Annotated in this window: 26 protein-coding genes; 6 read left to right on the forward strand and 20 right to left on the reverse strand. The window is 61.4% G+C overall.

The window, feature by feature from the left end; genetic code table 11:
* The first annotated feature begins 37 nt into the window (after window positions 1–37).
* From HRU82_08070 to HRU82_08090, 5 genes are all read left to right on the forward strand, one after another.
* Window positions 38–655 (forward strand): c-type cytochrome, encoded by a 618-nt coding sequence (locus HRU82_08070; GenBank protein QOJ34903.1) that lies wholly within the window; start codon window positions 38–40, stop codon window positions 653–655.
* Between the two features lie 20 nt (window positions 656–675).
* On the forward strand, window positions 676–993 hold the full coding sequence (locus HRU82_08075; GenBank protein QOJ34904.1) for a hypothetical protein: 318 nt from the start codon (window positions 676–678) through the stop codon (window positions 991–993).
* A 6-nt stretch (window positions 994–999) separates the two neighbouring features.
* On the forward strand, window positions 1,000–1,452 hold the full coding sequence (locus HRU82_08080) for a phage holin family protein (GenBank protein ID QOJ34905.1): 453 nt from the start codon (window positions 1,000–1,002) through the stop codon (window positions 1,450–1,452).
* Window positions 1,453–1,619: 167 nt separating this feature from the next.
* The gene (locus HRU82_08085; protein ID QOJ34906.1) at window positions 1,620–3,437 is read left to right on the forward strand and encodes a GAF domain-containing protein; all 1,818 of its coding nucleotides are present in this window, start codon (window positions 1,620–1,622) and stop codon (window positions 3,435–3,437) included.
* A gap of 129 nt (window positions 3,438–3,566) precedes the next feature.
* On the forward strand, window positions 3,567–3,935 hold the full coding sequence (locus HRU82_08090; GenBank protein QOJ34907.1) for a hypothetical protein: 369 nt from the start codon (window positions 3,567–3,569) through the stop codon (window positions 3,933–3,935).
* Between the two features lie 56 nt (window positions 3,936–3,991).
* Here HRU82_08090 and HRU82_08095 read toward each other — a convergent pair whose 3' ends face one another.
* The 12 genes from HRU82_08095 to HRU82_08150 all read right to left on the reverse strand — a co-directional run bounded on the left by HRU82_08095 (window position 3,992) and on the right by HRU82_08150 (window position 18,670).
* The gene (locus HRU82_08095) at window positions 3,992–4,585 is read right to left on the reverse strand and encodes a DNA-3-methyladenine glycosylase (GenBank protein ID QOJ34908.1); all 594 of its coding nucleotides are present in this window, start codon (window positions 4,583–4,585) and stop codon (window positions 3,992–3,994) included.
* Window positions 4,569–5,546 (reverse strand): deoxyhypusine synthase family protein, encoded by a 978-nt coding sequence (locus HRU82_08100; protein ID QOJ34909.1) that lies wholly within the window; start codon window positions 5,544–5,546, stop codon window positions 4,569–4,571. The genes HRU82_08095 and HRU82_08100 overlap by 17 nt, the downstream gene beginning before the upstream one ends.
* Before the next feature lie 24 nt (window positions 5,547–5,570).
* Window positions 5,571–7,595, reverse strand: coding sequence for a TonB-dependent receptor plug domain-containing protein (locus HRU82_08105; protein QOJ37151.1), 2,025 nt, complete (start codon window positions 7,593–7,595; stop codon window positions 5,571–5,573).
* A 42-nt stretch (window positions 7,596–7,637) separates the two neighbouring features.
* The gene (gene nikR, locus HRU82_08110; GenBank protein ID QOJ34910.1) at window positions 7,638–8,069 is read right to left on the reverse strand and encodes a nickel-responsive transcriptional regulator NikR; all 432 of its coding nucleotides are present in this window, start codon (window positions 8,067–8,069) and stop codon (window positions 7,638–7,640) included.
* Window positions 8,070–8,156: 87 nt separating this feature from the next.
* Window positions 8,157–9,230 carry a response regulator gene (locus HRU82_08115; protein ID QOJ34911.1) on the reverse strand — a complete coding sequence of 358 codons (1,074 nt, stop codon included), beginning with the start codon at window positions 9,228–9,230 and terminating at the stop codon, window positions 8,157–8,159.
* Between the two features lie 63 nt (window positions 9,231–9,293).
* Window positions 9,294–12,062 carry a response regulator gene (locus HRU82_08120; GenBank protein ID QOJ34912.1) on the reverse strand — a complete coding sequence of 923 codons (2,769 nt, stop codon included), beginning with the start codon at window positions 12,060–12,062 and terminating at the stop codon, window positions 9,294–9,296.
* Window positions 12,063–12,077: 15 nt separating this feature from the next.
* The gene (locus tag HRU82_08125) at window positions 12,078–12,665 is read right to left on the reverse strand and encodes a prepilin-type N-terminal cleavage/methylation domain-containing protein (GenBank protein QOJ34913.1); all 588 of its coding nucleotides are present in this window, start codon (window positions 12,663–12,665) and stop codon (window positions 12,078–12,080) included.
* A gap of 7 nt (window positions 12,666–12,672) precedes the next feature.
* Window positions 12,673–13,308 carry a methyl-accepting chemotaxis protein gene (locus tag HRU82_08130; protein ID QOJ34914.1) on the reverse strand — a complete coding sequence of 212 codons (636 nt, stop codon included), beginning with the start codon at window positions 13,306–13,308 and terminating at the stop codon, window positions 12,673–12,675.
* The gene (locus tag HRU82_08135; GenBank protein ID QOJ34915.1) at window positions 13,305–13,646 is read right to left on the reverse strand and encodes a hypothetical protein; all 342 of its coding nucleotides are present in this window, start codon (window positions 13,644–13,646) and stop codon (window positions 13,305–13,307) included. Before HRU82_08135 ends, HRU82_08130 begins: the two co-directional genes overlap by 4 nt.
* Window positions 13,647–13,847: 201 nt before the next feature.
* Entirely contained in the window at window positions 13,848–15,287 is a 1,440-nt protein-coding gene (locus HRU82_08140) for a Do family serine endopeptidase (protein QOJ34916.1), read from the reverse strand.
* A gap of 55 nt (window positions 15,288–15,342) precedes the next feature.
* Window positions 15,343–17,997, reverse strand: a complete 2,655-nt coding sequence (locus HRU82_08145; protein QOJ34917.1) for a heavy metal translocating P-type ATPase — start codon at window positions 17,995–17,997, stop codon at window positions 15,343–15,345.
* A 28-nt stretch (window positions 17,998–18,025) separates the two neighbouring features.
* A complete protein-coding gene (locus tag HRU82_08150) occupies window positions 18,026–18,670 on the reverse strand; it encodes a thioredoxin domain-containing protein (protein ID QOJ34918.1) in 645 nt (214 codons plus the stop codon).
* Between the two features lie 95 nt (window positions 18,671–18,765).
* Between HRU82_08150 and HRU82_08155 the strand changes: the two genes are divergently transcribed.
* Complete coding sequence (locus HRU82_08155; protein ID QOJ34919.1) at window positions 18,766–19,314, forward strand: Slp family lipoprotein; 549 nt, start codon at window positions 18,766–18,768, stop codon at window positions 19,312–19,314.
* Window positions 19,315–19,393: 79 nt separating this feature from the next.
* Here HRU82_08155 and HRU82_08160 read toward each other — a convergent pair whose 3' ends face one another.
* From HRU82_08160 to HRU82_08195, 8 genes are all read right to left on the reverse strand, one after another.
* Window positions 19,394–19,873 (reverse strand): hypothetical protein, encoded by a 480-nt coding sequence (locus tag HRU82_08160; GenBank protein QOJ34920.1) that lies wholly within the window; start codon window positions 19,871–19,873, stop codon window positions 19,394–19,396.
* A gap of 18 nt (window positions 19,874–19,891) precedes the next feature.
* Window positions 19,892–20,236 carry a hypothetical protein gene (locus tag HRU82_08165; protein QOJ34921.1) on the reverse strand — a complete coding sequence of 115 codons (345 nt, stop codon included), beginning with the start codon at window positions 20,234–20,236 and terminating at the stop codon, window positions 19,892–19,894.
* Between the two features lie 241 nt (window positions 20,237–20,477).
* Window positions 20,478–20,786: a hypothetical protein gene (locus HRU82_08170; GenBank protein QOJ34922.1), complete on the reverse strand. Its 309-nt coding sequence runs from the start codon at window positions 20,784–20,786 to the stop codon at window positions 20,478–20,480.
* A 202-nt stretch (window positions 20,787–20,988) separates the two neighbouring features.
* Window positions 20,989–21,519: a hypothetical protein gene (locus HRU82_08175; GenBank protein ID QOJ34923.1), complete on the reverse strand. Its 531-nt coding sequence runs from the start codon at window positions 21,517–21,519 to the stop codon at window positions 20,989–20,991.
* A gap of 71 nt (window positions 21,520–21,590) precedes the next feature.
* Window positions 21,591–22,709 (reverse strand): tetratricopeptide repeat protein, encoded by a 1,119-nt coding sequence (locus HRU82_08180; GenBank protein ID QOJ34924.1) that lies wholly within the window; start codon window positions 22,707–22,709, stop codon window positions 21,591–21,593.
* Between the two features lie 474 nt (window positions 22,710–23,183).
* Window positions 23,184–23,429: a helix-turn-helix domain-containing protein gene (locus tag HRU82_08185; protein QOJ34925.1), complete on the reverse strand. Its 246-nt coding sequence runs from the start codon at window positions 23,427–23,429 to the stop codon at window positions 23,184–23,186.
* A gap of 245 nt (window positions 23,430–23,674) precedes the next feature.
* Window positions 23,675–24,010: a hypothetical protein gene (locus HRU82_08190; GenBank protein ID QOJ34926.1), complete on the reverse strand. Its 336-nt coding sequence runs from the start codon at window positions 24,008–24,010 to the stop codon at window positions 23,675–23,677.
* A 114-nt stretch (window positions 24,011–24,124) separates the two neighbouring features.
* Entirely contained in the window at window positions 24,125–26,356 is a 2,232-nt protein-coding gene (locus tag HRU82_08195) for a TonB-dependent receptor (protein ID QOJ34927.1), read from the reverse strand.
* Between the last annotated feature and the right edge of the window lie 105 nt (window positions 26,357–26,461).

Here is a 26,461-nt window from a genome sequence, read left to right on the forward strand (position 1 = left end):
GAAAGGCGTGACGCCCGGGGTGGAAGGTTCGTCTCTGATGAAGAAACTGTGCGGACTATTGATGATTGGATTCTTCGCCATGCTGGGAATCTTCGGATGGTTCGGCTACCAATCCTACTCGACCGGTTTCAGCGCCAAGGCGGAACCGAATGAGCTGGAAGTGCTGATCGCCAGACAACTCCGCCATCTGGCCATTCCCTACGAGAATCGGCAGTTGCGAAACCCGTTGCCCGTCACGCAGGAGCTGATGAAAGAAGCGCGCGCCCACTTCGCGGACCACTGCGCCAGTTGCCACGCCAACAACGGCAGCGGGGAGACCGTGATCGGCAAGAACGTCTATCCGAAAGCGCCGGACCTTCGGCTGCCGGACACGCAGACGATGTCGGACGGTGAATTGTTTTTCATCATCCAGAACGGCATTCGATTCACCGCCATGCCCGGCTGGGGCACCGGCGATCCGACGAAGGACAGCGGCAGTTGGCAGCTGGTGCACTTCATTCGTCACCTCCCCAGCCTGACCGAAGAAGAGCTGGAAGAAATGCGCAGCCTGAATCCCAAGACCAAGAAGGAACTGGAAGAGGAAGCCCTCATCGACCAATTCCTCGGCGGAGATGACTCCGCTGCCCAAAAGGCCACCGACTCCCACCACCATTGAATTCAACGAAAGGACGACCCGTGACTGCTCTGCGACTCCTCATTGCCGCCCTGTTCCTGATCGCCACCCCGGTGCTGGTCTTGGCCCACGGCAGCGGCCAGCATGTGCTGGGCGTCATTTCCGCCATCGATGCTACCCATATCGAGGTGAAAACCCCGAAGGGTCAACTGGTGTCGGTGCGCCTGACCGATAAGACCGAGTACAAGGTCAAGAATCTCAGCCGGCCCAAGAGCCCGCCGCAAGTGGGGGACCGCGTGGTGGTGGAAGCCGAAAAGAGCACGGACGGCTTGGTCGCCACCGAAGTGCATTATTCCGATTCCGCCAAGGCCAAACACTGAGAAGGGATGCGCGTGTTTCACCTCCAACACGTCCACCAGACCGGCGGCGACGGCCTGCGCCCTGTCGTCATGCGGGTGCTGGTGACCGGGATCGCGGTATTCTTGGCCGTGACGGTGGTGCCCGGCATCGAGTCGAACAGTCTCGGCGCCGGGCTCGCGGCGGTATTGGTGCTCACCCTGCTGAACGCGATCATCCGTCCGCTGCTGTATTTTCTGTCCCTGCCCCTGATCGTGGTCAGCCTCGGGTTCTTCATGCTGGTGATCAACGCCCTGCTCTTACAGCTGACCGCCGCCCTGGTAAAGGGCTTCAATGTGGCCGGCTTCTGGGCCTCGTTCTGGGGCGCCTTGGTCATCAGCGTGGTCAGCGCCGTTCTGAACATCGTGCTGGCCATCGAGCAGACCAAAGCCCATACGATCGACCCTCCTCGCCGCCCCCCCACGATCATCAATCCCGATTGACGACGCTTTCCTTGAGTTACCCCGGTGGCACTGCTACAATGCGCCCCGACGCTCGACCGGACCGTCGAGAGCGTACGAGCTTTGAATTCTAACCAGCGCGTGTTTCGATCGGGCGCGAGGCCCCGCCGAGGTTTCCTGCCGGTGCGAAGTATGCTGCAAAGAGGTCGATGAGCCCTTCACCTGAACAAGCCAAAGCCGCCGCGGAAACCCATCTTCAACGGACCCTGACTTCGGTACTGAACGGATTACCCGCCGACGCGGCCTTGGCCGCCGTATTTCATCAGGAGCAGGGCCCCCTCACAGCACAGGTTCACCGTGGATTTACGCCCCGCGACGTGCAGGCCATCGTGCGGACCCTCTCGTCCCAAAAGGTGCTGACCGCCGTGCCCGCCGATGCGGAGGCTTCGCGCACCGTCCGTCTCCGCCTGGTCACGCCAGGGGCCAAGTCGCTCCTGGGTATGCCGCTTCGCCACCGCCAGCGCACCTACGGCTTCCTCGTCATCGGACGGAAAGACAACGCCACCTTCGCCAAGAAAGACAAGGCGATGTTGGAACAGGCCGGGGACGACATCACCAAAGCCCTCGAACGGGACAGCCTCTTCGACCTGAACATGCTCCTGAGCCGTCCCTTAGTCTCGAAGGAACCTCTCCCCTCACCCGCAACCGTCGAGGCCTTCACCGCCCCGACCTCCCATGCCACGCCCGAATTGCAGGAAAAGGTCGTGGCGCTTCTGAACGAGCTAGGCCAGACCTTGCCCTTCGATCGCGCCTGGATCGGCGCCTATGATCCGTTGGCGGGAAACGTCGAGGTCCTTGGTATCGCTGGCGAACACAAGACCGATCCGAAGGACCAAAAGAAAGACCTCAAGGCAGGCCAGCGCCTGGCCTTGGACGCGTCCGCCGCGGGGTGGGCCGTGCGGCACCGCAAACCGCGCGTCGACCACGACCTGGCCTCGACCCAAGGGCGGTTTCTCGATCACAAGTATCTGTACAAAGACCGGTTCCAATCCTCGCTGGTCTTGCCCTTTTTTCTGCGCGGCCAGGTCGGCGGGATCATCACGTTAGCCTCGAAAGAGGCGGATCGCTTCACCGTGAGTGATACGCGGCTGCTGGAGCCGATCAACCTCAAGCTATTGGACCTTTTGCAGGCCGCGCCCCCCGCGCCGTCCACCGCAGTCAAAGCCGAGGGAGCCCCGGAGGCCGAGGCCGGCGCAGTTCCGCAAGCCCCGGCGGAACCGGTCATCCGTAAACAAGAGCGGCAGGCAGCCATCGGCGAGTTCAGCGCCTTCCTGGCGACAGAGATTCGCGAACCCCTCGCCTCCATTCGGGCTCAGCTGGAAGAGGTGACTGCGGAAGGCATTCTCGACTTCGACCCGCAAACGCGCGTCGAAAATGCCATGCGCGACCTGATCCGCATCGAAGCCATCCTCAACGAGATCTTGGACTTCGCGAAACCGTTGGATCTCAACCGCCGGCTCTGTCGGGTGCCTGAAATGGTAGAAAACGCCTTGACCGTCGTTGCGACCGAGCTGGAAGCGACCAGGATCCAGGTCATCAAGGATTACGCCTCCGTCCTCGCCCCCGTGCGGGCCGACGAGGCCAAGATGCAGCAGGTGTTCTTGAGCATCTTCAAGAACGCCATCGAGGCCATGACGCCAGGCGGCATCCTGACGATTTCCATCAGCAACCAGCGGGCCGGACGACACTTGGAAGTACAGACCCTCATCAAAAACAACGGCACGCCCATTCCTCCCGAACATGTGGACAAGGTCTTCGAGCCGTTCTTCACGACTAAACGGTCCGGCACGGGATTGGGCTTGGCTACGGTGAAGAAAATTGTAGAGGAGCACCAGGGCACCATCGCCATCGCCGGCATTCCCGGCGAAGGCACCACTGTCACCATGCGGATGCCCGGCGTGAGCCGCGGACCGGCCCATCGTTATCGCGGACGAGGCCGCCGCCCTCCCCGCCGCCCGACGGCCTGACCCAAGCCCCGCCTCCCCCTTTGTTCTTGACAGGGCTTGTCCGGGCAGCTAAGATTCGCGCACTCTTTGGGCTTTTAACGACTTATCATCGACCACCATACATTCACATTCTTTCAAAGGAGTAGGGGTATGAAACTCGCGATCGGCACCGTAGCGACCCTTGCAGGCGTGTTGTTTGTATTCTCTATGGCCTCAGCAAATCCGGCGCTCCTGCCGAAGCACGAAGGCTATCCCATGAAGAACGACGGCAGCCCGGTCAACGGACAGCCGACGGCCAATGACCCCGGGCAGAAGGATGCCCGCGGGGAATCCACCCTACTCAAGTCTGCCGAGTCGTCCTCCAAGCACTCGGAGCAGAAGCTGATCAAGACCGACAATGCCCGCATCACGGAAGGCCAGGGCGCTGGCCGCTTGCCGAACGTGCAGGGCCCGCAGATCAAGATTGAGCCGCCTGTGACCTCGGCCACCAAGATCACCGGCGAGCGTAAGATCGACTAAGTCTGCAGCGAGAGATCGAGCGAGGGGGTCACCGTCCCAAGGCGGTGACCCCCTTCTCATTTTTGGCGGGCCGAGCGACGTGGAGGACGATCGGACGCGGCCGGTACCGACCGAAACCGCCAGGGCTTCTTCGCCCAGAGCCCCGCATACTCGACGCCGATTCGCGGAAGGGCCTGAACGGACCCCTCTGGCAAGCCCGCACCGCGATCCTCGAACCATAGGCCTTGGCCGCTGGTCAGGTCCAGTCGGTTCAACGTTCGGTCGATGTTGAACTCCCGGCAGAGGCGCCCGGGCCCATCGATCAGACGTCCGTCGATCTCGATGGCGCGAATCAGCACCGCCGCCGGGAAGTCCTCCGCTTCCGTCACCACGTTCAAGCAATGGTACATACCGTAAATCAGATACACGTAGGCCACTCCAGCCGGACCGAACATCACATCGGTGCGCGCCGTTCTTCCCTTGGACGCGTGGCAGGCCTTGTCTTCCGGTCCGACATAGGCCTCCACTTCCACAATACGGCCCGAGACCACCCCTCGCTCGCTCTCGCGAACCAGATATTTCCCGATCAGCGACTGTGCGACTTGCACGGTGGGGCGGACGAAGAAGGCTCGTGGCAACGGCCTCTCGATGGACTTACCAGCCGAGGACATGGGCGAAGATCAGCGGAGCGACGATCGTCGCGTCCGATTCGATGATGAATTTCGGCGTATCGACACCCAGCTTCCCCCAGGTAATCTTTTCGTTCGGCACGGCCCCGGAATAGGACCCGTAACTGGTCGTCGAATCGCTGATCTGGCAAAAATAGCCCCACAGCGGCGTATCGGTCTTACGCAGGTCTTGCCGCAGCATCGGGACTACGCAGATGGGAAAATCCCCGGCGATGCCGCCGCCGATCTGGAAGAACCCCACGGAGCACGCCTTCGTCACCTCCTGGTACCAGTCGGCCAACTGCATCATATATTCGATGCCGCTTCGCACCGTGTGCACCTGTTTGACGGCGCCGACCATGCACTGCGCCGCATACATATTGCCGAGCGTGGAATCCTCCCACCCTGGCACGTAGAGCGGCAGGTTGCGCTCCGCCGCCGCGCACATCCAGCTGTCGACCGGATCAATCTGATAAAACTCTTTCAGCGCACCGCTCCGCAGGAGTCGATACAGAAATTCATGCGGGAACATCCGCAAGCCGGCCTGGTCGGCGGACAGCCACTCTTTGGCAACCGCGGCTTCGATGCGACGCATCGCTTCAGCCTCCGGGATACAGGTATCCGTCACCCGATTCAAATGCCGCTCCAGCAAGCGTTGTTCGTCTTGCGCCGTCAGCTCACGGTACCGAGGGATCCGCTCATAATGCTTCTGCGCCACGAGGTTGAAGAGGTCTTCTTCGAGATTGGCGCCGGTGCAGCAGATCCCATGGACCTTGTCCCGGCGAATCATCTCCGCCAACGACAGCCCCAGTTCTGCCGTACTCATCGCCCCGGCCAGCGTCACCAGCATCTTGCCGCCCCGCTCCAGGTGCGACCGATAGGCCTGTGCCGCATCCTTCAGCGTCGCGGCGTTGAAATGCCGAAAGTGACGATCGATGAATTGGGAAATAGTTGGGGAGTTCATTCCTGTGTAGCCTCCGGCAAAATACTAGAAATACCATGCGAGCCCGCCCATGACCAACCGTGGATTGCCCGGTACGAAGTGACTGTCGTTCACCCCGGAGACCTCGGCCCGCAGGCGTGATTCGAACGCGAAGGTCGCCTGCTCCCACTTCGTGTCGAGCAGGTTTTGGATGAAGAGAAACGCTTCGAGCCGCCCATGTGTGAGTGTGATCGGCAACTCATATCGCTCAGACAGATCCACCGCGATCCAGGACGGTGCGCGAATGCTGCGATCCTCCGTCAGGGGCCGGACTCCCAGATAGGTGGCCTGCAACTGGGACGTCACTCCCTGTGGCCACCTGAGCAACAAGGCCCCATAGGCGGTGACTTCCGGAGCTAAGGGAATGGCATCACCGTTCCGGAATTCCGCCTTGGTCCAGGTGATGCTGCCGTTGAAGAACCACGGTCCCCAGACCTGCCCACGGGCCGCAACCTCCACGCCCTGACGGCGGGAGGCTCCGCGGATCTCGGTTGTGCCTTCGTCTCCGACGAACACCAACTCCTGCTTCAAGTCCAACATCCAGAGTGTGGCGATCAACTCCACGCCCTCCGCTCCCCACGGTTTGGACCTTAGGCCGACTTCGTAACTCTTGGCCCGTGCGAGCGGGGAGGCCGCCAGCGCCACTGCCGACCGTGCGTCGTTGCTGTGAAATCCTTCCCCGTAGTTAGCAAAAAATTCCGTCCGGTGCCAAGGCCCCAGAGTCACATTCGCTTTCGGCAGCACGAGTCCTGAGCGGCTGCTGCCGGACGGTTGTACGGCGCAGGTCGCGCAACGGTTCCGGACATCGAAGGTGAAGACCTCACTGCGAACGCCGCCCGCCAGTCGCACCCAGGGCAGCGGCTGCACCTCAAGCTTCACGAAGGGCGCGTAGGAGGCCTCGACAATTTCACTGTCGGTCGTGGTACCCAGCGGGTTCCGCATAACCTGCGGACCAAGACGCGCATGAATCCGGTCGACCCGCGTTTGCACCCCCACCGTTGCCGCGCCGTCGAGATCGAATAACCGCCCCGCCTGTCGATAACCCACGGCCCCGCCGTACATCACGCGACGATCAGCCTGCTGGAATCCGTCTCCATTGACCGGGTCGGTCAGAAAAAAGGTGAAATTCGTGAAGAGATCGAACCGATAGTACTGAGCATAGACGTCGGTAAAAAAGCGGCCGCCCGAGATCGTGTCGTAGTGGTAATTCAATCGCCCCGTGCTTCGGAGGGTCCGACCGCCTTCAGACGGATCGACGGCGCCGAACCGATCCAATGAGCCGGCCTGCACCGCTCGCAAAGGCAGTTCCCCTGAGCCGTTCCATTGAGACTTGTGAAAGGTCCCGGTGATCGCCAATTCAGACCGAGGCGTCGGATTCATCGTCGCCTTGCCGAGCAGGTTGCCCCGAAAATACCGGTTGTCGTGTTGAAAGGGCCCGTCGGTGTAGTACCCCTCGGCGGCAACGAGGGTCCGCACCTTCTCCTTAGTGGGCGAGAACATGAGCAGATGCCGCTGGGTATTGAACTGCCCACCGGCCGATTGCACGACATGCTCCCGTACCACCTCGCGCGTTTTGAAATGCACCGCCCCGGCCGTAGCAAAGTCTCCATACTCGGGCAGATAGCTGCCCTTGTGGACGTCGAGCCCTGCGACCGTTTCAGGGATGATGAAATTCAGGTCGGTATAACCCTGGCCGTGAGCATGGGAACGCAGATTGATCGGCATCCCGTCGGCGAAAAAGGCCACATCGGTGCCGTGGTCCGCATCGAACCCGCGAAGGAAATACTGATCGGCCTTGCCGGCGCCTCCCGAATGCTCCACGGCGATGAAGCCGGGGATCAGGCGCAGGACCTGGGCCGGGCGGCCTTGCGGCTGCAGAAGGTATTCCTTGTCGAGGATGAACTGCTGCGATGACGCCGCCACCGGGCGGTCCGCATGCACCGCCACATCGGGCACATCGATTTCAGGAATATCAGGATCGTGGGCCGAGGCGATGCCATAGGCTGCAAGCGTGATCCCGATCGTGCACAGCCATCGTCCCCACGTTCCGTTCCGCACCCTCCGCAATCCCTATCAGAGACTCAGTCCCTTGCCGGTCGTGGTCATGGTCAACTTTCCATGCTTCACGCCCTTCACGCTCAACAGGGCATCGGCGATGTGACGGATATCGGCTCCCTTCCCCTTGGCGACCAGAACTTCAAGACAATGGTCATGGTCGAGGTGTACATGCAGGCCGGCCAGAATTCGTCCCTGAAAGTCATGTTGAATCGCCGTCAGTTTCCTGGTGAGATCGCGCACATGGTGGTCGTACACGAACGTGATCGTTGCGACCGTTTCCTTATTCTGATCCCATTCCTGCTCCACCAGGTTGTCGCGAATCAGATCGCGGATCGCTTCCGAACGAGTCGCATACTTGCGCCGCTGGATCAGCCGGTCGAATTCCCCGAGCAAGCGCCCGTCGAGCGACACGCCGAACCGGACGAGTTGTTTGGCTTGCTTCTTCATCGTGGCACGAATATGAAATTCGTATCACGGATACTACGCGGCGGCCTCATTCGGCGTCAACCCGGAATGCGGCGATGCATGCAAGCGCTAGGCAACCAGCCTGACGGGACTCGCTTCGGAGAGCAGCCGATCACCTTCGCGGTCGATCAGCTGCAGAAAGACATTCACCAGGGTGGGATCGAATTGTGCGCCGGCCTGCCGTTCAATTTCAGCCTTGGCTTCCTTCAGTGGCATGGCCGGTTTATAGGAAGACGGGTGCGTCATGACGTCGAAGGCATCCACGAGAGCGACGATCCTGGCAGAAATCGGGATCTGCGCTCCCTTGACGCCATGATAGCCGGTGCCGTCCCACCGCTCGTGGTGCATCAACGCGATTTCGCGCGCCATGACGAACAACGGCGCCGTGCTACCCGACAGCAGCTTTGATCCGATCTTCGTATGTTGCTTGATTGCATCGCGATCCTGGGCATCATAGGGAGTGGTTTTCATGAGGGTCCGGTCGGGAATGCCGACTTTGCCGAGGTCATGCAGAGGCGCCGTCCTCTTGATCAACTCGACCTGCGCTTGTGATTGTCCGCTGAGTTCCGCCAACCTGGCTGCCAGATTGCCCACCCGCCAGGCATGGGACCCGCTGGTATCCTCTCGATAACACGAGGCCAGGGTCAATCGGTACAACAGATCCAGCTGCGTCTGCTCCACGACCTTCGTGCGAAGCAACACCTGCGCCTCCAAGTGCTCGTTGTGGAGGCGCAATTGCTGATGCAACACCCTGGTCATCAACTGATTCTTGATCCGCAGCACCACCTCGATGGGGTCCACAGGCTTGTTGAGGAAGTCCTTCGCGCCCTCCGCCAAGGCCCGATGCTTCGTGGCCGCGTCCAACTCTCCGGTAATCATGATGATGGGAAGGTAGTCGTCGGGGTCGATCATCGGCAGCAACTGCCGCATCACCTCGATCCCGTCCATCACCGGCATCTTCATATCCAGCGCCACCAGGTCCGGCTTCACCTCCTCATAGAGACGGATGGCCTCGCGAGAGTCGTTCGCCATCGTCACCTGTTCAAATCCGGCTTGCCGAAGGATCGCCTCCATCAATTTGGTGCAGCGGAGTTCGTCGTCGATGAGGAGAATACGGAAAGAGGTGTGGTTGAGGCTCTGCATTGCCTGATCCTAGTAGTGGAATGATGCGTGGGTTACCTGAAGCTCGCCATTACGATATCACCGTCAGGCAGCCTCACCAATTTCTTTCCGGCTCCCATCGGACGACGCCGACGGAATCACCATCCTGGAAAGGGCTTTCCGGAGCGACGCCATTGTCACCGGCTTGGTGAGAGCGGCATCCACGGCATCGGACGGGTGATCCTCTCCCTCGGTTTCGTCTCCGCCGGTCAACAACAGGACCGGGGTCTGGGGAGAGACCTTCTTGATCACCTTCGCCAACTGCCGCCCTGTCATGTGCGGCATACCATGGTCGGTCACGACCAGATGCACCCGATCGGGATGAAACTGCGTGATCGCCTCGGCGGCGCTCCCCACCAGCTGCGCGTCATGGCCGGCCACACGAAGGTATTCGCTGGTCACGCGTCCCACCAACGGGTCGTCATCCACCACCAACACCTGAAGCTTCCGACCATCCAGACTCTGGCCCTCGGACTGCCGAGCGGCCGACAGGTCCGATTGAATCGGCAACCGGAGACTGAAGGTGGTGCCTTGCCCGACCGAGCTGGTGATGTCGATCGTGCCGCGAAGGCGTCGGATGATGCCGTACACCATCGCAAGACCCAGCCCCGATCCCTTTTCGCCCTTGGTTGAGAAAAACGGTTCGAGGCATCGTCGGCGCACCTCGTTGGTCATACCGGTCCCGGTGTCGGTAACCTCGACGCGCACGTGGTCGCCGTCGACCTTGGTGCGGATGGTGATCGACCCGCTCTTCGGCATCGCGTCGACCGCGTTGAACACCAAATTGGTCAAGACCTCGCGCAACTCCGATTCATGGCCGGCCACCGGCGGCACGGCATCCACCTCCACATGCATCTCGATTGCGATTCCATTCGCCAGAGCTTGATCCTTCCACTTCGGCTGACTCAGCTTGACGGTTTGCTCCACCAAACGATTCAGGTCGACGATGCCGGCCAAATCCGCATCCACGCGAGGCCGGTAGAAATCTCGCAGACGGCTCACGACCTTGGCTGCATCCTTGGCCGCAAGATTGATCGTCTGCAGATACTCCTTCAACTGAGCGTCGTTTTTGGACAGGTTGGGGTCGATCAGTAACAGTTCGCTGAAACCGACGATAGGCGAGAGCGTATTGTTGAAATCGTGCGCGATGCCGCTGGCCATCTGCCCCAGCGCCCGCAACCGTTCCTGCTGCACCATCTGTTGCTGCGCCGCCTGCAACTCGTTCAGCGCCGCTTCGAGCTTCACATTGCTCTCACGAAGGGAGGTTTCCGCCCGCTTGCGCTCCCCCAAGTCCGACGCATTGCTCAAGGCCACGGCGACCAGATCGGCCAGCTGACGCAGTTGCAAACGGCGCTCCTCATGCAACACCGGCGTCCGCAGATAGGCGAGGGCGATTGCCCCGAGCCGTTCATTCGCACGACGCAACGGGAGCAGCACGAGGGCGCCGGCTTCCGGCACGGCCAACTTGGCCAGAACACCCGACACGGCCGACGACGGAATGACCCATGGCTCCTCCAGGTCCTTCAAGAACGGCCCATCTTCGTCGCCGAGCGTGACAGCCTCCATGGCGGTATCCGTACAGTCCTTCCCCAGCCTCGTATAAAACCAACCCTGGGTCGCAGCAGACGGATCGAGCAGCAGCACCGCGATGGCCTCGCACGGGAATACCTCGCGCACACGGGCCAACACCGTATCGACGATGCGGCTGGGATCGAGGACGGAGAGGACGGACCGGTCGATTTCATGGATAGTGGCCAGTTGCGAAAATTGCCGATTCAACCGTACGGCCATGGCGTTGAACGATTTGGCCAACTCCTCGAACTCATCGCCGCTGTGCACTCGGACGGGAGTCGAGAAATCACGGCGCGCGATCCGCCTGGTACCCTCGCCCAACCGTTCCAACGGCACCATGGTTTTGCGAATCTGGCCCACGCTCAACAGGGTGACACAGAGGACCGCCACCAAGACGATCAGGCTGAATCGCGTCTTAAAGGTTGCCAGAGGCGCCAACACTGCGGCACGCGGCTCGCTGAGCACAACGGTCCAAGGCGGAACCGAAAATTCATACCGCAGCGGAATCGACCAATAGCCGGCGATGTACGAATCCTGGCCATCGTGCCATTCAAACACCGACGGGCGATCCACCTGTTTCTGCTTGACCCACTGTCCCATTAATCGGCCCGTCGGAGACTCCGTGCAGAATAGGATTTCCGCCGCGTCTCCGAACACGCACATCGCTAAATCCGTCGGAAGCGCAACCTCCCTGACTGTCCCCCACAGATAGTCGCCGTTGATTTCTGCAAAGACTGCCTGTTCCTCCGACAGGCGGGAGCCCAACAGCCGCGCCAGAAACAGCCGCCTGGGTCCCCCTGTCTGCGCCGCCGTAACCAAGAGGGTCTTTTTGTCGTGGAGCAGTGCCCACTGGGCAGGCGTCAGGGAAGGTAGCTCCCCTCGCCCACCGAACGGCTCTTGCGCCACTCCTCCCTTCGGCACCTGAGCCAAGGTCAGAAACAGCGGTATGTTGGGCATCGCTTCTTGTAGGGAACCAAACGACCCGGAACTCGCCGACTGGCGCTCGTGAGTCGTCAGAGACAGGAACTCTGATTCGAGAAAGAGCAGTCGTTGATAGACAGCCATACCGACGACCTTGCTTTCCTGGCGCACGCGCTTCTCGACTTGTTGCGTGAGTTGGTCCGTGACGTCGGTAAAGGCAACGAGGCTCAAGGCCCCGACGGGCAGTAAGGCGCAGAGGATGAAGAGGGCGAACACCCGGCGGGCGACACGGCTACTGAGCGGCGAGTAGTCGATTTGCACGGTACGTTGGTCTCGCTAAAAATCCGCCGCCAAGCCGACAAAACTCCCATCGTTGGCCCGGATGACATCGTCATAACTTTTTTTGGCTGTCAGCGGCTCGACACTTTCTCCGTCTTTGCCTTTGCTATACAGGTCGTAGTCGGAATTGATCGGATGGAGGAACCGGTCCTTCCTCGGCTTCCCCTTGTCCGAATTTCCATTACCGGCTGCATGAGCCTCGTCGGGTAAGAGCCAGCCCCAGGCCCCGGATTTGTTTCCACCACCGTTCGCATGACCGCCACCACCCACATTCCCGTTGTTGCCCGGCAGGGAGAACGCCGCGATGTTGAGGTATTCGTACGGGTTCCCCCAGGGATCGACCATCTCGCCCGCCCCCGCTTCACCCAAATTGTTGGGGTAGGCTCCGTTGACCTTCTCATAGGCGTTCACCACTCGCTCGATCGAACGAATCTCGACAATACAGCGGGCGATCCGAGCCTTATCCAGGTATCCCAAATACGCCGGCATCGCCAATCCTGCCAAAGCCCCCAGAATGGCCATGACGATCAGCAGTTCGATGACCGTGAAACCGGCCTGACGTGAGGTACCAGATGGTTGCGACATATCGAGCCTAGAAGCCTGAGACACGAGGTAATGCGGTAGGCTGATCAGCAGGGACCTGTGCCTGGGTCCGGAACGATTCCATCGAGTGAGAGAGTTGCTCTACAGCCTGGCGCAACCGTTCTGTTTCCTGCTCGACCTCGCGGCAGGCCCCTCGGCCAGCCGCCTGCTGCAGGCGGTCGAGATGCGGCAGGATCGCCGCGCGTTGAGTCTCAATGAGAGCCAGGCGCTCGCGCAGCGCATTTACCATCAACCCCAGACATTCCGCCTCCGCCTGAAGGTAATCCCCCTTTCGGATCGTCGTCCGCACCGTCAGGTCACCCGCGGCAACATCCTGGAAGATCCGTCGGAATCGGTATAGGGGTCCCGCAATCCGATGAGAGAAGAATATGCCGTGAATGACCAGGAGGATACAGACCGCTACCACGGCAGGCCAGAAGCGGTTGTGCAGCAGGAGGAATTGATCGGCCACCGTCAGCGTCTCTTCCGAAGATAGTGGGAGACTGTCCAACTTCAACATGATCGGCAAAAACAGCGCCGCGGCAACCGCGCCGATCACGACGCCCACGTAGCACATGTTCATCGTGAGGAATCGGGGCTGCAGGCTGTCCCACAGAAAATAGCGGCGCACACGCGGTCGGCTCACGACACCGGCTCCTTCCTGGTCCAGGTCAGGTGGTTCTGATTCTTGAAGGTGATCCGCCCACCGTGCGCCGGGTCGTAATAGAAGGCCAGCTGCGATCGACCGTCGTCCTCACCGCGATACGAGATGACGTACAACATCCGTGTGCCGACCGGCTCCTGCGTGACCCGCTCGATGACGTATCCGGTTGCAGTGGTCACGTTGGTGCCGAACCCGATCCGATGCCGGTCGATGAAGATGCGTTGGTCGGCATAGCCTTCGTTGTGAGTTTCCCAGACCCCAAGGAGCGAGGCAGGAGCCGTATCCGGCTTCACTTCACAGGCCACACAGAGAAGTGCCATCAGGCCGAGCGTCAATTTCGGAAGCCAGGGTCTCATGCGGACCTCAAGAGAAGGCAGATCGACCCATCACAAATGTGACGGGATCAGTATGCCCGAGATCGTCGTGAACGCAATGCTTTCGCTTGTTTTGGCGAGCCGGGGAAGGGTCTCTAGGGCTGACGATCTAGTCCATCAAGGAGGCACATCATCGCTGCAGAAACGCTACTCGGCTTGGATGGGAATGTAGATGACGTTGCCTTGGCGATTGACCAGCAAGAGCGCCAAGTCGGTGGGGCGAAGGGGTTCGGCCACACGTTGAAAGGTGGCGAAATTGGGAATCGGCTGACGGTTCAATTCCAGAATCAGATCGCCGGGCTGCAACCCGGAGACTTCCGCCAAGCTCCCCTCTTCGATATCCGTGACGACGAGACCGCTGTTGACCGGCAGATCCATCTGTCGAGCCAACGCCGGGGTGACTTCATCGACGATGACCCCCGTCAGAGGATGGGCGGAACTACCGGTCGCCTCGGAGGGCTGCGCCTTCTTCACCCGTTCCCGCGGCGCTTCTTGCACCGTGAGTTCGGTCTGCAGGACCCGGCCTTCACGGACCAGCTCCAGCCGATGTTTGCTGCCGATGGCCGAGGCGGCCATCAGGTTCCGTAGGTGTCCGCTGTCCATGACATCGCGCCCGTCGAATCGTACGACGACATCGCCGCGTTTCAATCCGGCCCGCTCCGCCGACCCCTTGGCCTGGAGATCGGTCACGATGGAGCCCTTCACGTCGGGCAGACGGAAAATCTTGGCCAGCAGCGGGGTGACATCCTGCGTCGACGCGCCCAGGAACCCGCGTACGACGCGGCCGGTTTTGATGAGGCTCTGCATGGCCGTTCTGGCCATATTGCTCGGAATGGCAAACCCGACCCCCACACTGCCGCCGGTCGGGCTGGCGATAGCCGTATTGATGCCCACCAATTCGCCGTTGATGTTCACGAGCGCGCCGCCCGAGTTTCCGGGATTGATCGGCGCATCGGTCTGAATAAAATCCTCCACGTCGGCCACTCCCACATCGGCCCGTCCGACCGCGCTGACGATGCCGAACGTCACCGTGCGGCTGAGTCCCAAGGGATTGCCGATGGCCAACACGAAATCCCCGACGGCCAAGGCGCTGGAATCTCCCCAGGCCACGCTCGGCAGGCCGCTCGATTGGATCTTCACCACGGCCACATCGGTTTTCGGATCGGTTGCGACGACGCGGCCCTTGAACTGGCGGCGATCGGCCAGAATCACCTCGACGTCCACCGCGTCCGCCACGACGTGATTATTGGTAATGATGTAGCCGTCGGGAGACACGATGACCCCCGAGCCCTGCCCATACTGGCGGCGAGGCGGCCCATCCTTGAACATGCCGAACGGCAAGCCTTCATCGCTGAACACCTGGTCGTGTACGACCACAGTCGAAGCGATGCTGACGACAGCGGGAATGACCTTGGCGGCGGTGGTCCGGACCTGGGTCTGCAGATCGACGATCGCGCTGACCGGCAATGGCCTGGCTGAGCCCGAGCCCGCAACCGCCTCCGCAGAGCAAAGTGCGACCACCAAGCCGAGCAGCCAGCAGAGCAGGATTGATGGGGGTCGTGAGGACGCAGCGATCACGGTATCCATCCTACGCCAAGGTGGCGCCAGGATGCTACGCAGGACGCGATGCCAGGCCACGGATTCATAGGTCGGCATGCTGCAGTCGCAAGGCATTCGAGATCACGGACAGAGAGCTGAACGTCATGGCAGTACTCGCCAGCATCGGGCTCAGGAGAACCCCGAAGAACGGGAACAGGACGCCGGCAGCCACCGGGACACCGATCATATTGTAGACAAAGGCGAAGAAAAGGTTCTGCCGAATGTTGCGCATCGTCGCGCGGCTCAGCCGCCGAGCCCGCACGATGCCGCGCAGATCGCCCTTCACCAGCGTCACCCCGGCATGTTCCATCGCCACGTCGGTGCCGGTGCCCATGGCAATCCCGACATCCGCCTGGGCCAACGCTGGCGCATCGTTGACGCCGTCTCCGGCCATCGCCACGACACGGCCTTGCTGCTGCAGCTCCTGCACGATCCGCCCCTTGTGGTCCGGCTTCACACCCGCCAGCACTTCGCTCAAGCCCAATTCCTTCGCCACCGCCTGGGCCGTGGCCTCATGATCGCCGGTCACCATCACGAGCCGAATCCCCTCCTCGCGCAACAGACGAACGGCTTCCGCCGTGGACCCCTTGATCGGATCGGCCACGCCCAGCAGACCGGCCGGACGGCCATCGATCGCCACGAACATCACGGTCTGTCCGGTCCGCCGCATCAACTCGGCGTCGGCTTCCAGACGAGCCAGGGCATCATCGTCGGCCTTGATCTCGCGCAATAGTTCCACCGTGCCGACCGCCACCCGTTTCCCCTCGACCGTGGCCACAACCCCCTTGCCGACATGCGACAGGAACTCTGTCGCGGTCGTCGGGGAAATTCCTCGCCCCTGGGCGCCGGCCACAACGGCCGAAGCCAGCGGATGCTCACTCCCCCGTTCAACCGACGAGGCCAGCCGCAACAACTCTGCTTCGGACCATGGATCCAGAGCGCTGACAGCTCGTAATTTGGGCTTGCCTTCGGTGAGGGTGCCGGTCTTGTCGAAAATCAGGGTGTCGACTCGTTCAATGGTTTCGAGCGCTTCCGCCTGTTTAAACAGCACACCCGCAGCCGCACCGCGACCGGTGCCGACCATGATCGACATCGGCGTCGCCAATCCCAGCGCACAGGGGCACGCAATGATCAACACGGCCACCGCATTCAGGAGGGCATGGGCCAGGCGCGGCTCCGGCCCGAACAGGGCCCATGCAAGCCCGGTGACGATCGCCACCCCGACCACGATGGGCACGAAATACCCGGCCACGACATCGGCGACCCGCTGAATGGGCGCGCGGCTGCGCTGCGCCTCGGCCACCATCTGCACGATGTGCGCAAGCAGCGTGTCGGCCCCCACCCGTTCCGCCCGCATCACGACCGTGCCCGCGCCGTTGATCGTACCGCCGGTCACCCGGTCACCCGCCGCCTTTGCAACCGGGAGCGATTCCCCCGTGATCATCGATTCGTCGATCGCCGTGCCGCCTTCGAGCACCAGCCCGTCCACCGGCACCTTCTCGCCGGGCCTGACCCGCAACCGATCTCCTACCACCACCTGATCCAGCGGCCGGTCTTCTTCTTGGCCATCCTCGCGCACGACGCGCGCCGTCTTCGGCACGAGGCCGAGCAACGCCCGAATCGCCCCGGTGGTGCGGCTCCTGGCCCGCAATTCCAGCACCTGCCCCAGCAACACGAGTACCGTGATCACGGCGGCCGCTTCGAAATAGACCGGGACCGCGCCGCTGGGCAAACGAAAGGACTGGGGAATCCACACCGGCACCAGCGTGGCCACGACGCTGTAGAGGTACGCCGTGCCGGTTCCGATTGCGATCAGGGTGAACATGTTCGGGCTGCGGTGGCGGATCGACGCCCACCCGCGCTGAAAAAAGGGCCATCCCGCCCAAAGCACCACCGGCGTGCTCAGGATGAATTGCACCCAGGCCGACTGTTCATCCGGCAAGATACGCTCGAGCGGATGCCCCGGGAGCATGTGCGACATAGCCAGCACGAAGACCACCGCGGCCGGCCCCAGCCCGATCCAGAACCGCCGGGTCATGTCGACCAACTCCGGGTTCTGCTCTTCTTCCACCGTGACCGTGCGGGGCTCGAGCGCCATCCCGCAGGTCGGACAAGACCCCGGTTCAGGCTGCACAATCTCCGGATGCATGGGACAGACGTACTCGGTCTTCAACGGCAACGGTGAGGCCGGATCCAAGGCCATGCCGCACTTGGGACAGGGCACCGGCTTGTCCTCCAACACCTCCGGACACATGGGACAGATGTACTTCGTCCCAGGGGGTGCCGGTGCCTTGGGCGCGGTCGCCGCAGTGGAAGGCGAGAGGTACCGCTGAGGGTCGGCCTGAAACTTCGTCAGGCAACCCTGGCAGCAAAAGTAATAGGTCGTGCCGTGGTAGGGAAACGAGCCTGCCGCGGTGGCAGGCTCGACCGTCATGCCGCAGACCGGATCGATCACGCCGGTCGTGGTCTTGCTCGGCGCAGGCGTCATCATCATGGGCAACGTCTTACCCCGGGAGGGGCGGTTGCCCAGCTGAATCAAGGTCGGAGCCGAGTTGAAGTACCGATCCGGATCGGCCCGGAACTTCTCGAGACAACTCGTCGCGCAGAAGTAGTAGGTCGTACCGGCATGGGTGAACTGCCCCGCCGCCTGCTCCGGCTCTACCGTCATCTTGCACACCGGATCGATCGCCATGGCCATCCTCAGAATCGCTGCCTGATCGCGCCGATTATTTCTTCCCGTCACCGCTCAAAATGCTGTGGATGATGACCTTCAGGTTTTCCGGGTCGATCTGTTCGACCTTGATGTTGCCGTCCAGCAACACCGTGGGCGTTTGCTGAATCTTGATGCGATCGCCCCATTTCCGACCGTCCTCAAAGGCCTTGGCCGGTTTGGCGCTCGCCAGGCCCGCCTCGAACGTGGCCGGGTCCAACCCCACCTCACGGATCAGCAACTCGCGAATCGACCGATCGATGATGCTGATCTTGTCCTGATGGATCGTACGGAAGAGGGCTCGCTTCATCTCATTCCCCTTGCCCATGGTCTTGGCCTGCTCATACATATCGAACGCGGTGGGCAGTTTGCCTGGAATGACGGGATACCCCACCATGACCACGTCCAGCTTGTTGCCGAATTCCTTTTCCAAGATCGCCAACCCTTCGCCATCGAAACGGTGACAATGCGGGCAATAGAAGTCGGCAAACTCCACCAGTTGCACCTTGCCGGGCTTGTGCGTGGACGCCTCATCCTTCAGCACTTCAAAATTGCCCTTGAGTTCCGCCTTGGCGGCCCAAGCCGCGCAGACCCCCACGACCCCCATCACCATTGTCATGATCGCCACGACATTCCATCGCCACCCTCGACTCCTGACCATACGCTGCGCTCCTTTCATCGCTCCATTCATGCCTGCACCCGCATCGGCATTATAAACAATGCTCGTCACTTTCCCTGTCTGTTATAATGCCAACGATGAGGGGCAAACTTCCACCAATCTTCGGCGCCCTCTTCCTGGGCACGTTCCTCGCGGCCTGCGCGACTTCCGAACATCAACCTTCATCCTCCCCCACAGTCCCGTCCGGCCCAGCGTTTTCCGAGATCAAGACCACGCCCGATTCGTTCCGAGGCCAGACGCTCGTCCTGGGGGGACAGGTGCTGCACGCCCGTCGCTTGCAAGACGGAACCAGGATCGAAATTTTACAGTTACCCCTCACCGAGAGCCAGCAACCCACGCCGGACCTCACGAAGTCTCAGGGGCGCTTCATGGCCGTTCAGCGAGAGTTTCTCGATCCGGCGACCATTCCGCACGGCACCTTCGTGACGGTGACCGGCGAGCTCACCGGCAGCATGACCCTGCCCTTGGACGAGACCGAGTACACCTACCCCGTTCTGGACATCAAAGACCTGCGGACCTGGGTGCCGGATTACTCCTTCCCACGCATCCGGCTGACACCCTACTACAGCCCCTTTTGGCATCCCTACTGGGGCCCCTACGGACGCGGCTATCCCTACTTCTGGTAAACCGAGCCCTGAAAACAGCACACCCCGTCCATCCTGAGATGAACGGGGCGTGGGGTATCACCGCTGAAACTCGTGCGGCTTACTTCACCATGATCAGTTTGCCGCCGGGCTGTTTCGGATTGAGGTGATCGTGATACTTAATCGTGTTGCCCTGCGTCGCATAGAACAGGTCGCTGGTCGGCACACCGATGTACTTCGTCTCGCCCGGCTTCAAGACCACCTCGGCCTTGAGCACGAACGGCGAGCCCGCATTGACCCGATCGGTCATTTGGAAACCGCGCTCGCCCGACGACATGTTCGTCACCTTGAACAGCAAGGGGCGGCCGGGCCGCACTTTGAAGTCGATGACCGTCGTCGGCGGATACCAGGTCTTCAAGGGACCCAACTCCACCGCGAACAATTGCACGTCCACTTCCAATTCCTTGAACGGTTGTCCCGCAACCGACCCGCTCTCCAAATCACCGACTTCCACACCGCCGGCCTGCAGCGCCCAGGCCGAGGCTCCGAACGACAAGGCACCCCACAAAGCAAATGAAAGGGCCGCAATCCTACTCCGCATACACAACCTCCTGTCGGGTTAAAGGGATGATGACGGACGATGCTCCTGGGCCAGGCAAGGCGGAAGGCCGGTGCCCTCCAAAATCTGGCCGCCGATGATGCGATTGTCGACGATCAAAAACAGGACCTTCAGGCGCTTGATATTATTGGAAAACTTTCCGCTGGCAATAGCCAACACTTCGTGCGAACCGTCGACTTGCTCCTGATCGGCTTCAATGACGACATAGTAAGACTCGAACCCTTCGAACTCGCGATTGAACGCCTGCGCGCGCAGCAACCGTTCGAGCGACTCATCGCCCGCAGAGGCACGGGCGCCGCCGGTCAACAGCAGGATCTGAACGATGGCGACCAGCAGGATAGGCATGGACCCCTCCCCTCAGGCCAGGTGTTATAGTCCCGGCCGATCACGCCGTCTACAGACGGACGCTCACCAATACCAACGCGTGCTACAAGATGTTCCGCCGACCGGAAGGGGCGCCGACGCCCCCTTGGGAGCCTCTGACTGGGAGATTCACGGACTGGATCAAAGCGGGTGGACGGGAAATAGGCAGGGGAGGCACCCCAGGGGGAGCCTCTGTCGGCACTCCCCCTGGCATAACCATCGACTACTCCTTCTTGCCCTTCCCCTTGCCCTTGGCTTGGGAGGCCTGCTCCGCATGCGCCAGCGACTCCTCCGCATGCTTGACCGCTTCCTTCGCATGCTCCAAGGCTTCCTTGGCGTGGGGATCGTTGCTGGCCTTCACCGACTCTTCCAAGTGCTTGATCGCTTCCTTCTCGTGTTCGACCCCCTCCTTGGCATGTTTGATGGTTTCCTTCACATGCCCGCCGCCGTCGGCCAAGACGGTTCCCACCGGCCCCACCGCCAACAGCCCTACTGCAGCCACCGCAACAATGCCCGCGCGTACCGATGTCATGACAGAGCCTCCTTGATAAAAAGTGAGTGGTGCACGAGATCGGAAGAATTGTACCGCACTCCCGCCTGCTTGTTGAGAGGGAAGATCGGCCTGGATAGAGGCGGGGAAAAAGGTGGGAGAGGGAAGCGTATGGACGTACGCTCCCCTCCTCGGGACTCACTGCGTGGTCAGCGCAGTCCAACCGTCGAGTCCCGTCCACCGCTCACATCACTTCAGCGGATACCGTCAGCGGCAGGCGGCAGACTCCGCAAGCACCAGGCTCGTCCTCCGTCGAGCGACCATGCGCATCATATCGGGCATAGATCCACGACTCCCCGCTGCCGACTCCCGGTTCGCCGGAGCAGACCCCCACGCACTTTTCCATGACGAACAAGGAACCGCCACGCCGCTCGGCGCTGTCATCCGACACCCAAGGGGACGACTCCACGATGAAGACCGTCCCGACGGGAAACGAGTCCTGATCGCGTGTAAACAACCCCTTGCCCCCGACGTAAAATCTCAAGCGAAAGACCTTCCGGCCCGACTTCACCACGGTGGTCACACAAGGCCACTGTCGATACCCGACGGGAATCGGCGGAGCCGATCCGGATGGTACGGACGCGCTGCCCTTGCTGATCGTGAGGGCCACGGCCAACAGTCGCACCACCGTCACGTTCAACCCCGGCTGAGCCGGAGTAACCGAGTCTCTTGTCGAAAGCCTCTTCGAGGCCGCCGTTGCCATTGTTCCCAACATCGGTCACCTCCTTACCCTGTTACCCGCCGGCGCAGAGCGCCGCTTGCATCGTCGGCGCACCTATCCGAACCCTATCGCGGAGCAACCGACTCTTCCTGCAATCGAATCGATGCCGCACGAGCCGCAAAGAGCCCGGCTTCGACCGGACGCCCCGCATAGTCGAGCACCCGCGCGTAGCGATCGAGCAAGAGCCCCACCATCGGATGCCGCAAACCCAATTGCTGCTGTTGAATCACCAGCGCCCGTTGATACAGCAGCTGCGCGTGGGTCACGAGTCCCTGCTGGTCCGCCAGAAACGCCAAATTTCCCAAGATGGTGCCCGTCAGCGCGGCCTGCGAACCCACGGCCCGTTCCGCAACGGCGAGGGCCTCGTCCAATGCCCGCTGCGCGGCGGCGTAGAGCCCCTGAGCTTGATAGAGACAGCCAAGGTTGTTCAGGCTCATGGCCACCGCGGGATGGTCGTTGCCGAACCGCAGGCGCCGCACCTTCAGGGTGCGCTGATAAAACGACTCCGCCCAGGTGTACAATCCGCGCCCCTTATAGAGGACCGCCAAATTGTTCAACACCGGCCCCAGATCCTGATGGTCGGTGCCCTGCGCCTGCTCCAACACGGTAAGGGCCAGACGGTAAGACGATTCCGCCGCACTCTCCCGCCCCTGCTTCCGATAGAGTTCAGCGAGGTTGTTGAGGGTGATGCCGACATCGGGATGCCCGCCCCCCAAAACCCGCCGTTCGATGGCGAGGACACGCCCATACAGCGGTTCGGCCTGATCCCACGCCCCTTCGGCCTGAGCAAGTTCAGCCAAATTGTTCAGCACGGCCGCAACCGCTTCACTCTCCTCCTCCGACTGGCCCTGCCGGATGGCCAAGGCCCGTTCGTAGAGCGCGCGTGCCGCTCCGAGCCGCCCTTGGTCGTGATACAGGAGTCCAAGGTTGTTGGCGGCTTCCGCTACCCGTCCGCCGTTCGGTTGGTCATGCTCAGCCTCTTGGAGCGCCTGCGAGAGGAGCCGCTCCGCCACATCATACCGAGCCTCCTCCCTGGCTTTTCCGCCTTCATCCACCAGAAGGACCCAAGGATCGGGACTCGACTCCGCGACAGCCTGGCCCAGGGCACAGACGAGGACCACACACAGGGTCAGGCCGACAGCCGACCATCTGATGATGACGTTTCTGGTACACAGCCTGGTCATCCTCTCCTCATCGATCGGGCCTCTCCCACCAAAAGGGCCGGGGTGAGGGGGGAGGCCGCCCCTCTCGCCCCGGGAGGCAGGTCCTGAAGAAGGGTGCACAACTTCGGGACCCGGTCTACATCATGTCGCCAACGCATCGCCGCCAAGAGCCTATGGGTGGGGAGCGGCCAACCACCGCTCCCCGATGGGTATCCTGCGAGGAGGTAGGTCAAGACCCACACACAGGCCCCATATGGCTTCCGTTTCCGTTGCGTCCAGCTACCGGCTAATGGGCCTGGTGGCTTATGGGCTTCGTCATCGATCTCCACTCCTTGATGGAGCCATCAGATCGTTTCCGATACCGACTCCCTCAATCACCCCGAGGGGCCGGGACGAGGGGGGAGGCCATCCCTCTCGCCCCGGAGGCAGGTCCTGAAGAAGGGTGACTCACTCCAGGGACCCGATTGCATCTCTACCCGCCGCAGCAACGGACGTTTACCGCTGCAGCGACCGTCTGTCGCTCAACCGCGCAACCTTCGCCGACATGAAGGGATCGCCGGACCTGCCATCGGTGCGATTGGCATCCACCAACGCCATAACCGAGAGCCGAAAGATCCGCAGACTCCCGCCGCCGATCTTGGTCGCCTCCAAACGTCCTTCGTCGATCCAACGATAGATCGTCCACTTGCTGACCTTGAGTAACTGCGCGGCCTCTTTGACCCGTAGGAGCGGCTGATCCATAGCCGCACCTCCTTTACGCTCCTTAAGGCTCGGCAGCGGAGGTCACAGGATACGCGCCTGCACTGCCGAGCTGTCCGAGCTGGGGGGCATACCGAACCCGGACAAGACCAATTAGTGAGTGAAATAGCTCAGGCCGAGCGCCGATGATGTGGAGCTTCGTAGCCGACGGAGTTCCGCGGAAGAAAAATTTTCCGCGACAAGATTTCCATCGGCTGGCTGAATGGGCGACCTGCGCCCCGCCCGAACTATCCCCTCGCAGGGATCGGCGGCGCGCGACCGTAACGGGACGAGTGGTCCCAGGTGGCAAGAAGGGGTGGAACAGGAAGCGGCGTGTGAGCCTGAGCGACCCAGACCATGCCGTGATCACCGTGAGAAGCGGGACCGACATCAGAGGTTGCTTGGCAGGCCCAGAAGCAGAGAGTGGAGTGCGATTCCGTGCCGGAGTGTTGATGGTGTCCGGTCGACGGCGTCGCGTGAGCGAAGGAACAACCAGGAGCGACGAGCGCCAAGGCCAGATAGAGCCACGCAATCCCCAGTGCGACGACGGTGACGGCTGTCTTCTTGGTGGATGATCGCATCATGGGTGAGAGTCTTCGCTGCTCAACCGTCTACGCCCTTTGACGAAACTTGTCTACCGACGGATGCTCACGGATGCTACAGATTCCTTTTACCGCCTCTTTCAGTTCCGTCATGGCCTAGTCGAACACATAGCGGATCGACAGGCCGCCGAAGACGTTGCGGCCGATGAACGGTCCGAACGCCGGCGCATTGGCGGGGTTCAACGTGGCGAATGCATAGTTCTCGTCGAAGATGTTGTCGAGGCGGGCAAAGGCTTCGATCCCCCAATGTTTGCTCACCATCGTCTTGTAGCCGCCCTTCAGATTCGTGACGGTGTAGCTGGGGTTCTTCTGCCCGTTGAGCGGGGAGGTCGATTCAAGATTGGTATCATTGAGGAAGTATGCGGTCTGGTACTGCCATTCCACACCGGCAAAAGCGCCGGCCAGCACACCCTCCAGCTGTTCATACGTCAGGTCGACGACCAATCGATGGGTAGGGACACCGGGCAGGGTGCGCCCGGACAATTGCGTGCCATTGACGACGTGGTCTCGAAATCGATAGTCGGCATAGGTGTAGGCCACCTGCATGGTCACCGGTCGGATCGGCTTGTAGGCTAAGCCGACTTCCAGTCCGTCATGATCGCTCTTGCCTGCGTTTCGAAAGCAAGGCGCGAAAACATTGCAAGGACCGGCGAGGCCCGTACTGAATCGCAGCAACTCATCCGTGAAGTGCTGCCGATACAGCGCTACGTCATAGTAAAAAGACTCACCCACGGTACCCTTGACGCCGATTTCATAATTCGTGGACTTCTGCGGTTGAACAGCGGGGTTCAACCCGGCGCCGTTGGCAGTGAGCGGGTTGCGGAACTCCGACCCAGTCGGGGTTTCGAACGACTGTCCGACGGTGACGTACAGATTGGCCCAGGGCACGGGACTGTACCGGATGCCCCCGAGGCCGGTCGTTTGAGCGAAATTGCGGCGGCTGGACGCATCGATGCCGCCGGAGCGAAGGTGGTCCGACACCTTGAACCGAACCTGACTGTACCGCACGCCGCCGACCAGCTCGATGTGGTCGGTGAGCTTGAACTCGTTTTGAAGATAGACGCCGTCCTGGTTGATCCGCTCTTGCGTATAGGACTGGAGCGGCCCCGGCGAGCCGAGGACATTCGCAAAGTTCTTATTCACCGAATTCTGATCCTGCCAGTCGTACCCGATGATCAACCGGTTCTCATGGCCGAAGATCGGCACGGTATTCGTGTATTTGGCGAAGGCCGCGTTCTCGATGCGGGTGAGCGTGATGAAGCTGCTGTTGAAACAGCAGAGCGGATGATGCAGGTCGCGGGTCGCGAAGAAGCCGGTGAGGGTAAGCTCTTGATGCTCGCTGATCTGATTCCGATAGGTGAGAGCGGGGCGAAACCGCTCATCCTTCCGGAACGGCTTAAACGCCGCATAGGGCGTATTCGCCGGGAACGTGGCGGGCGGAACCGCGTGTAGCGTCTGCTGCTGGAGCCGGGGGGTGTTCTCAAACTCCGACCGGAAGAGGCTGCCCGGAATGTCGCCGTCCATCTGGCCATAGGTCATCACCAGCGACAAGTCTGAATGCTCGTTGAAGGTATATTTGAACTTGCCTAGAAATCGCTGATTCCTCGTGACGGATTGGTCGCGATAACCGCCGTAATCCAAGAACGAATAGTTCGCCATCCAGCTGAACGTGTCGTTCGCCCCGGCGGCCTTCAGACGGTACTTCGAGAAGTCATAGGACCTGAAGACGAGCCGGGGCTCCACATAGCGGTTGTCCTTGCTCCCCTCCTCCAACACATAGTTGATGACGCCTGCCGAGGCGTTGCCGTACAGGGTCGAGTTAGGTCCGCGCAGCACTTCCACGCGGGCGACGGCGTCCAGATCGATCGGCTCCAACCTGGTCTGCCCGTCGACTTCGGTGAGGGGAATGCCGTCGATCAGGATGCGCACGCTTCGCACCCCGAATGTGGAGCGGACGCCGCTGCCGCGGATCGAGATGCGCACATCATCAGGCCCGAACCGCCGCTCCGTTTGCACGCCCGGCACGATCCGCAAGGTTTCATCCACCCCGACGGCGGGCCGCCCCTGCAGAATTTGTTTTTGATCGATGACCGACACCGCGCCGGGAACTTGCGTCAGTTGTTTCGGCGCGCGCGTGGCCGTCACGACCACGGGGTCCATATAGACCAGCGGCGCATCGCGGTCGGCGCTCCGGCGAATTTCCTTATCGTATTCCTCCTGCAAATTCTGACGGGCCGAGCCGGTCGAATCGTCGGCCCACGCGATCCCGACCACCCACGCGAACAGCAGAGCAACCCCGCTGCAGACTCCGATTGAGCGCCTCCGCATCCCTCTCCTCGACTCGAAACGCCGGTTGATGGAAACGGCGCGGAGCGTAGCAAAGCCCGGCGCGGCGCTCTACCGATGGTCGCTCACCGCTGCTACAGATGTGAC

It is taken from the genome of Nitrospira sp., from assembly GCA_015709715.1.
Lineage (GTDB): Bacteria > Nitrospirota > Nitrospiria > Nitrospirales > Nitrospiraceae > Nitrospira_A.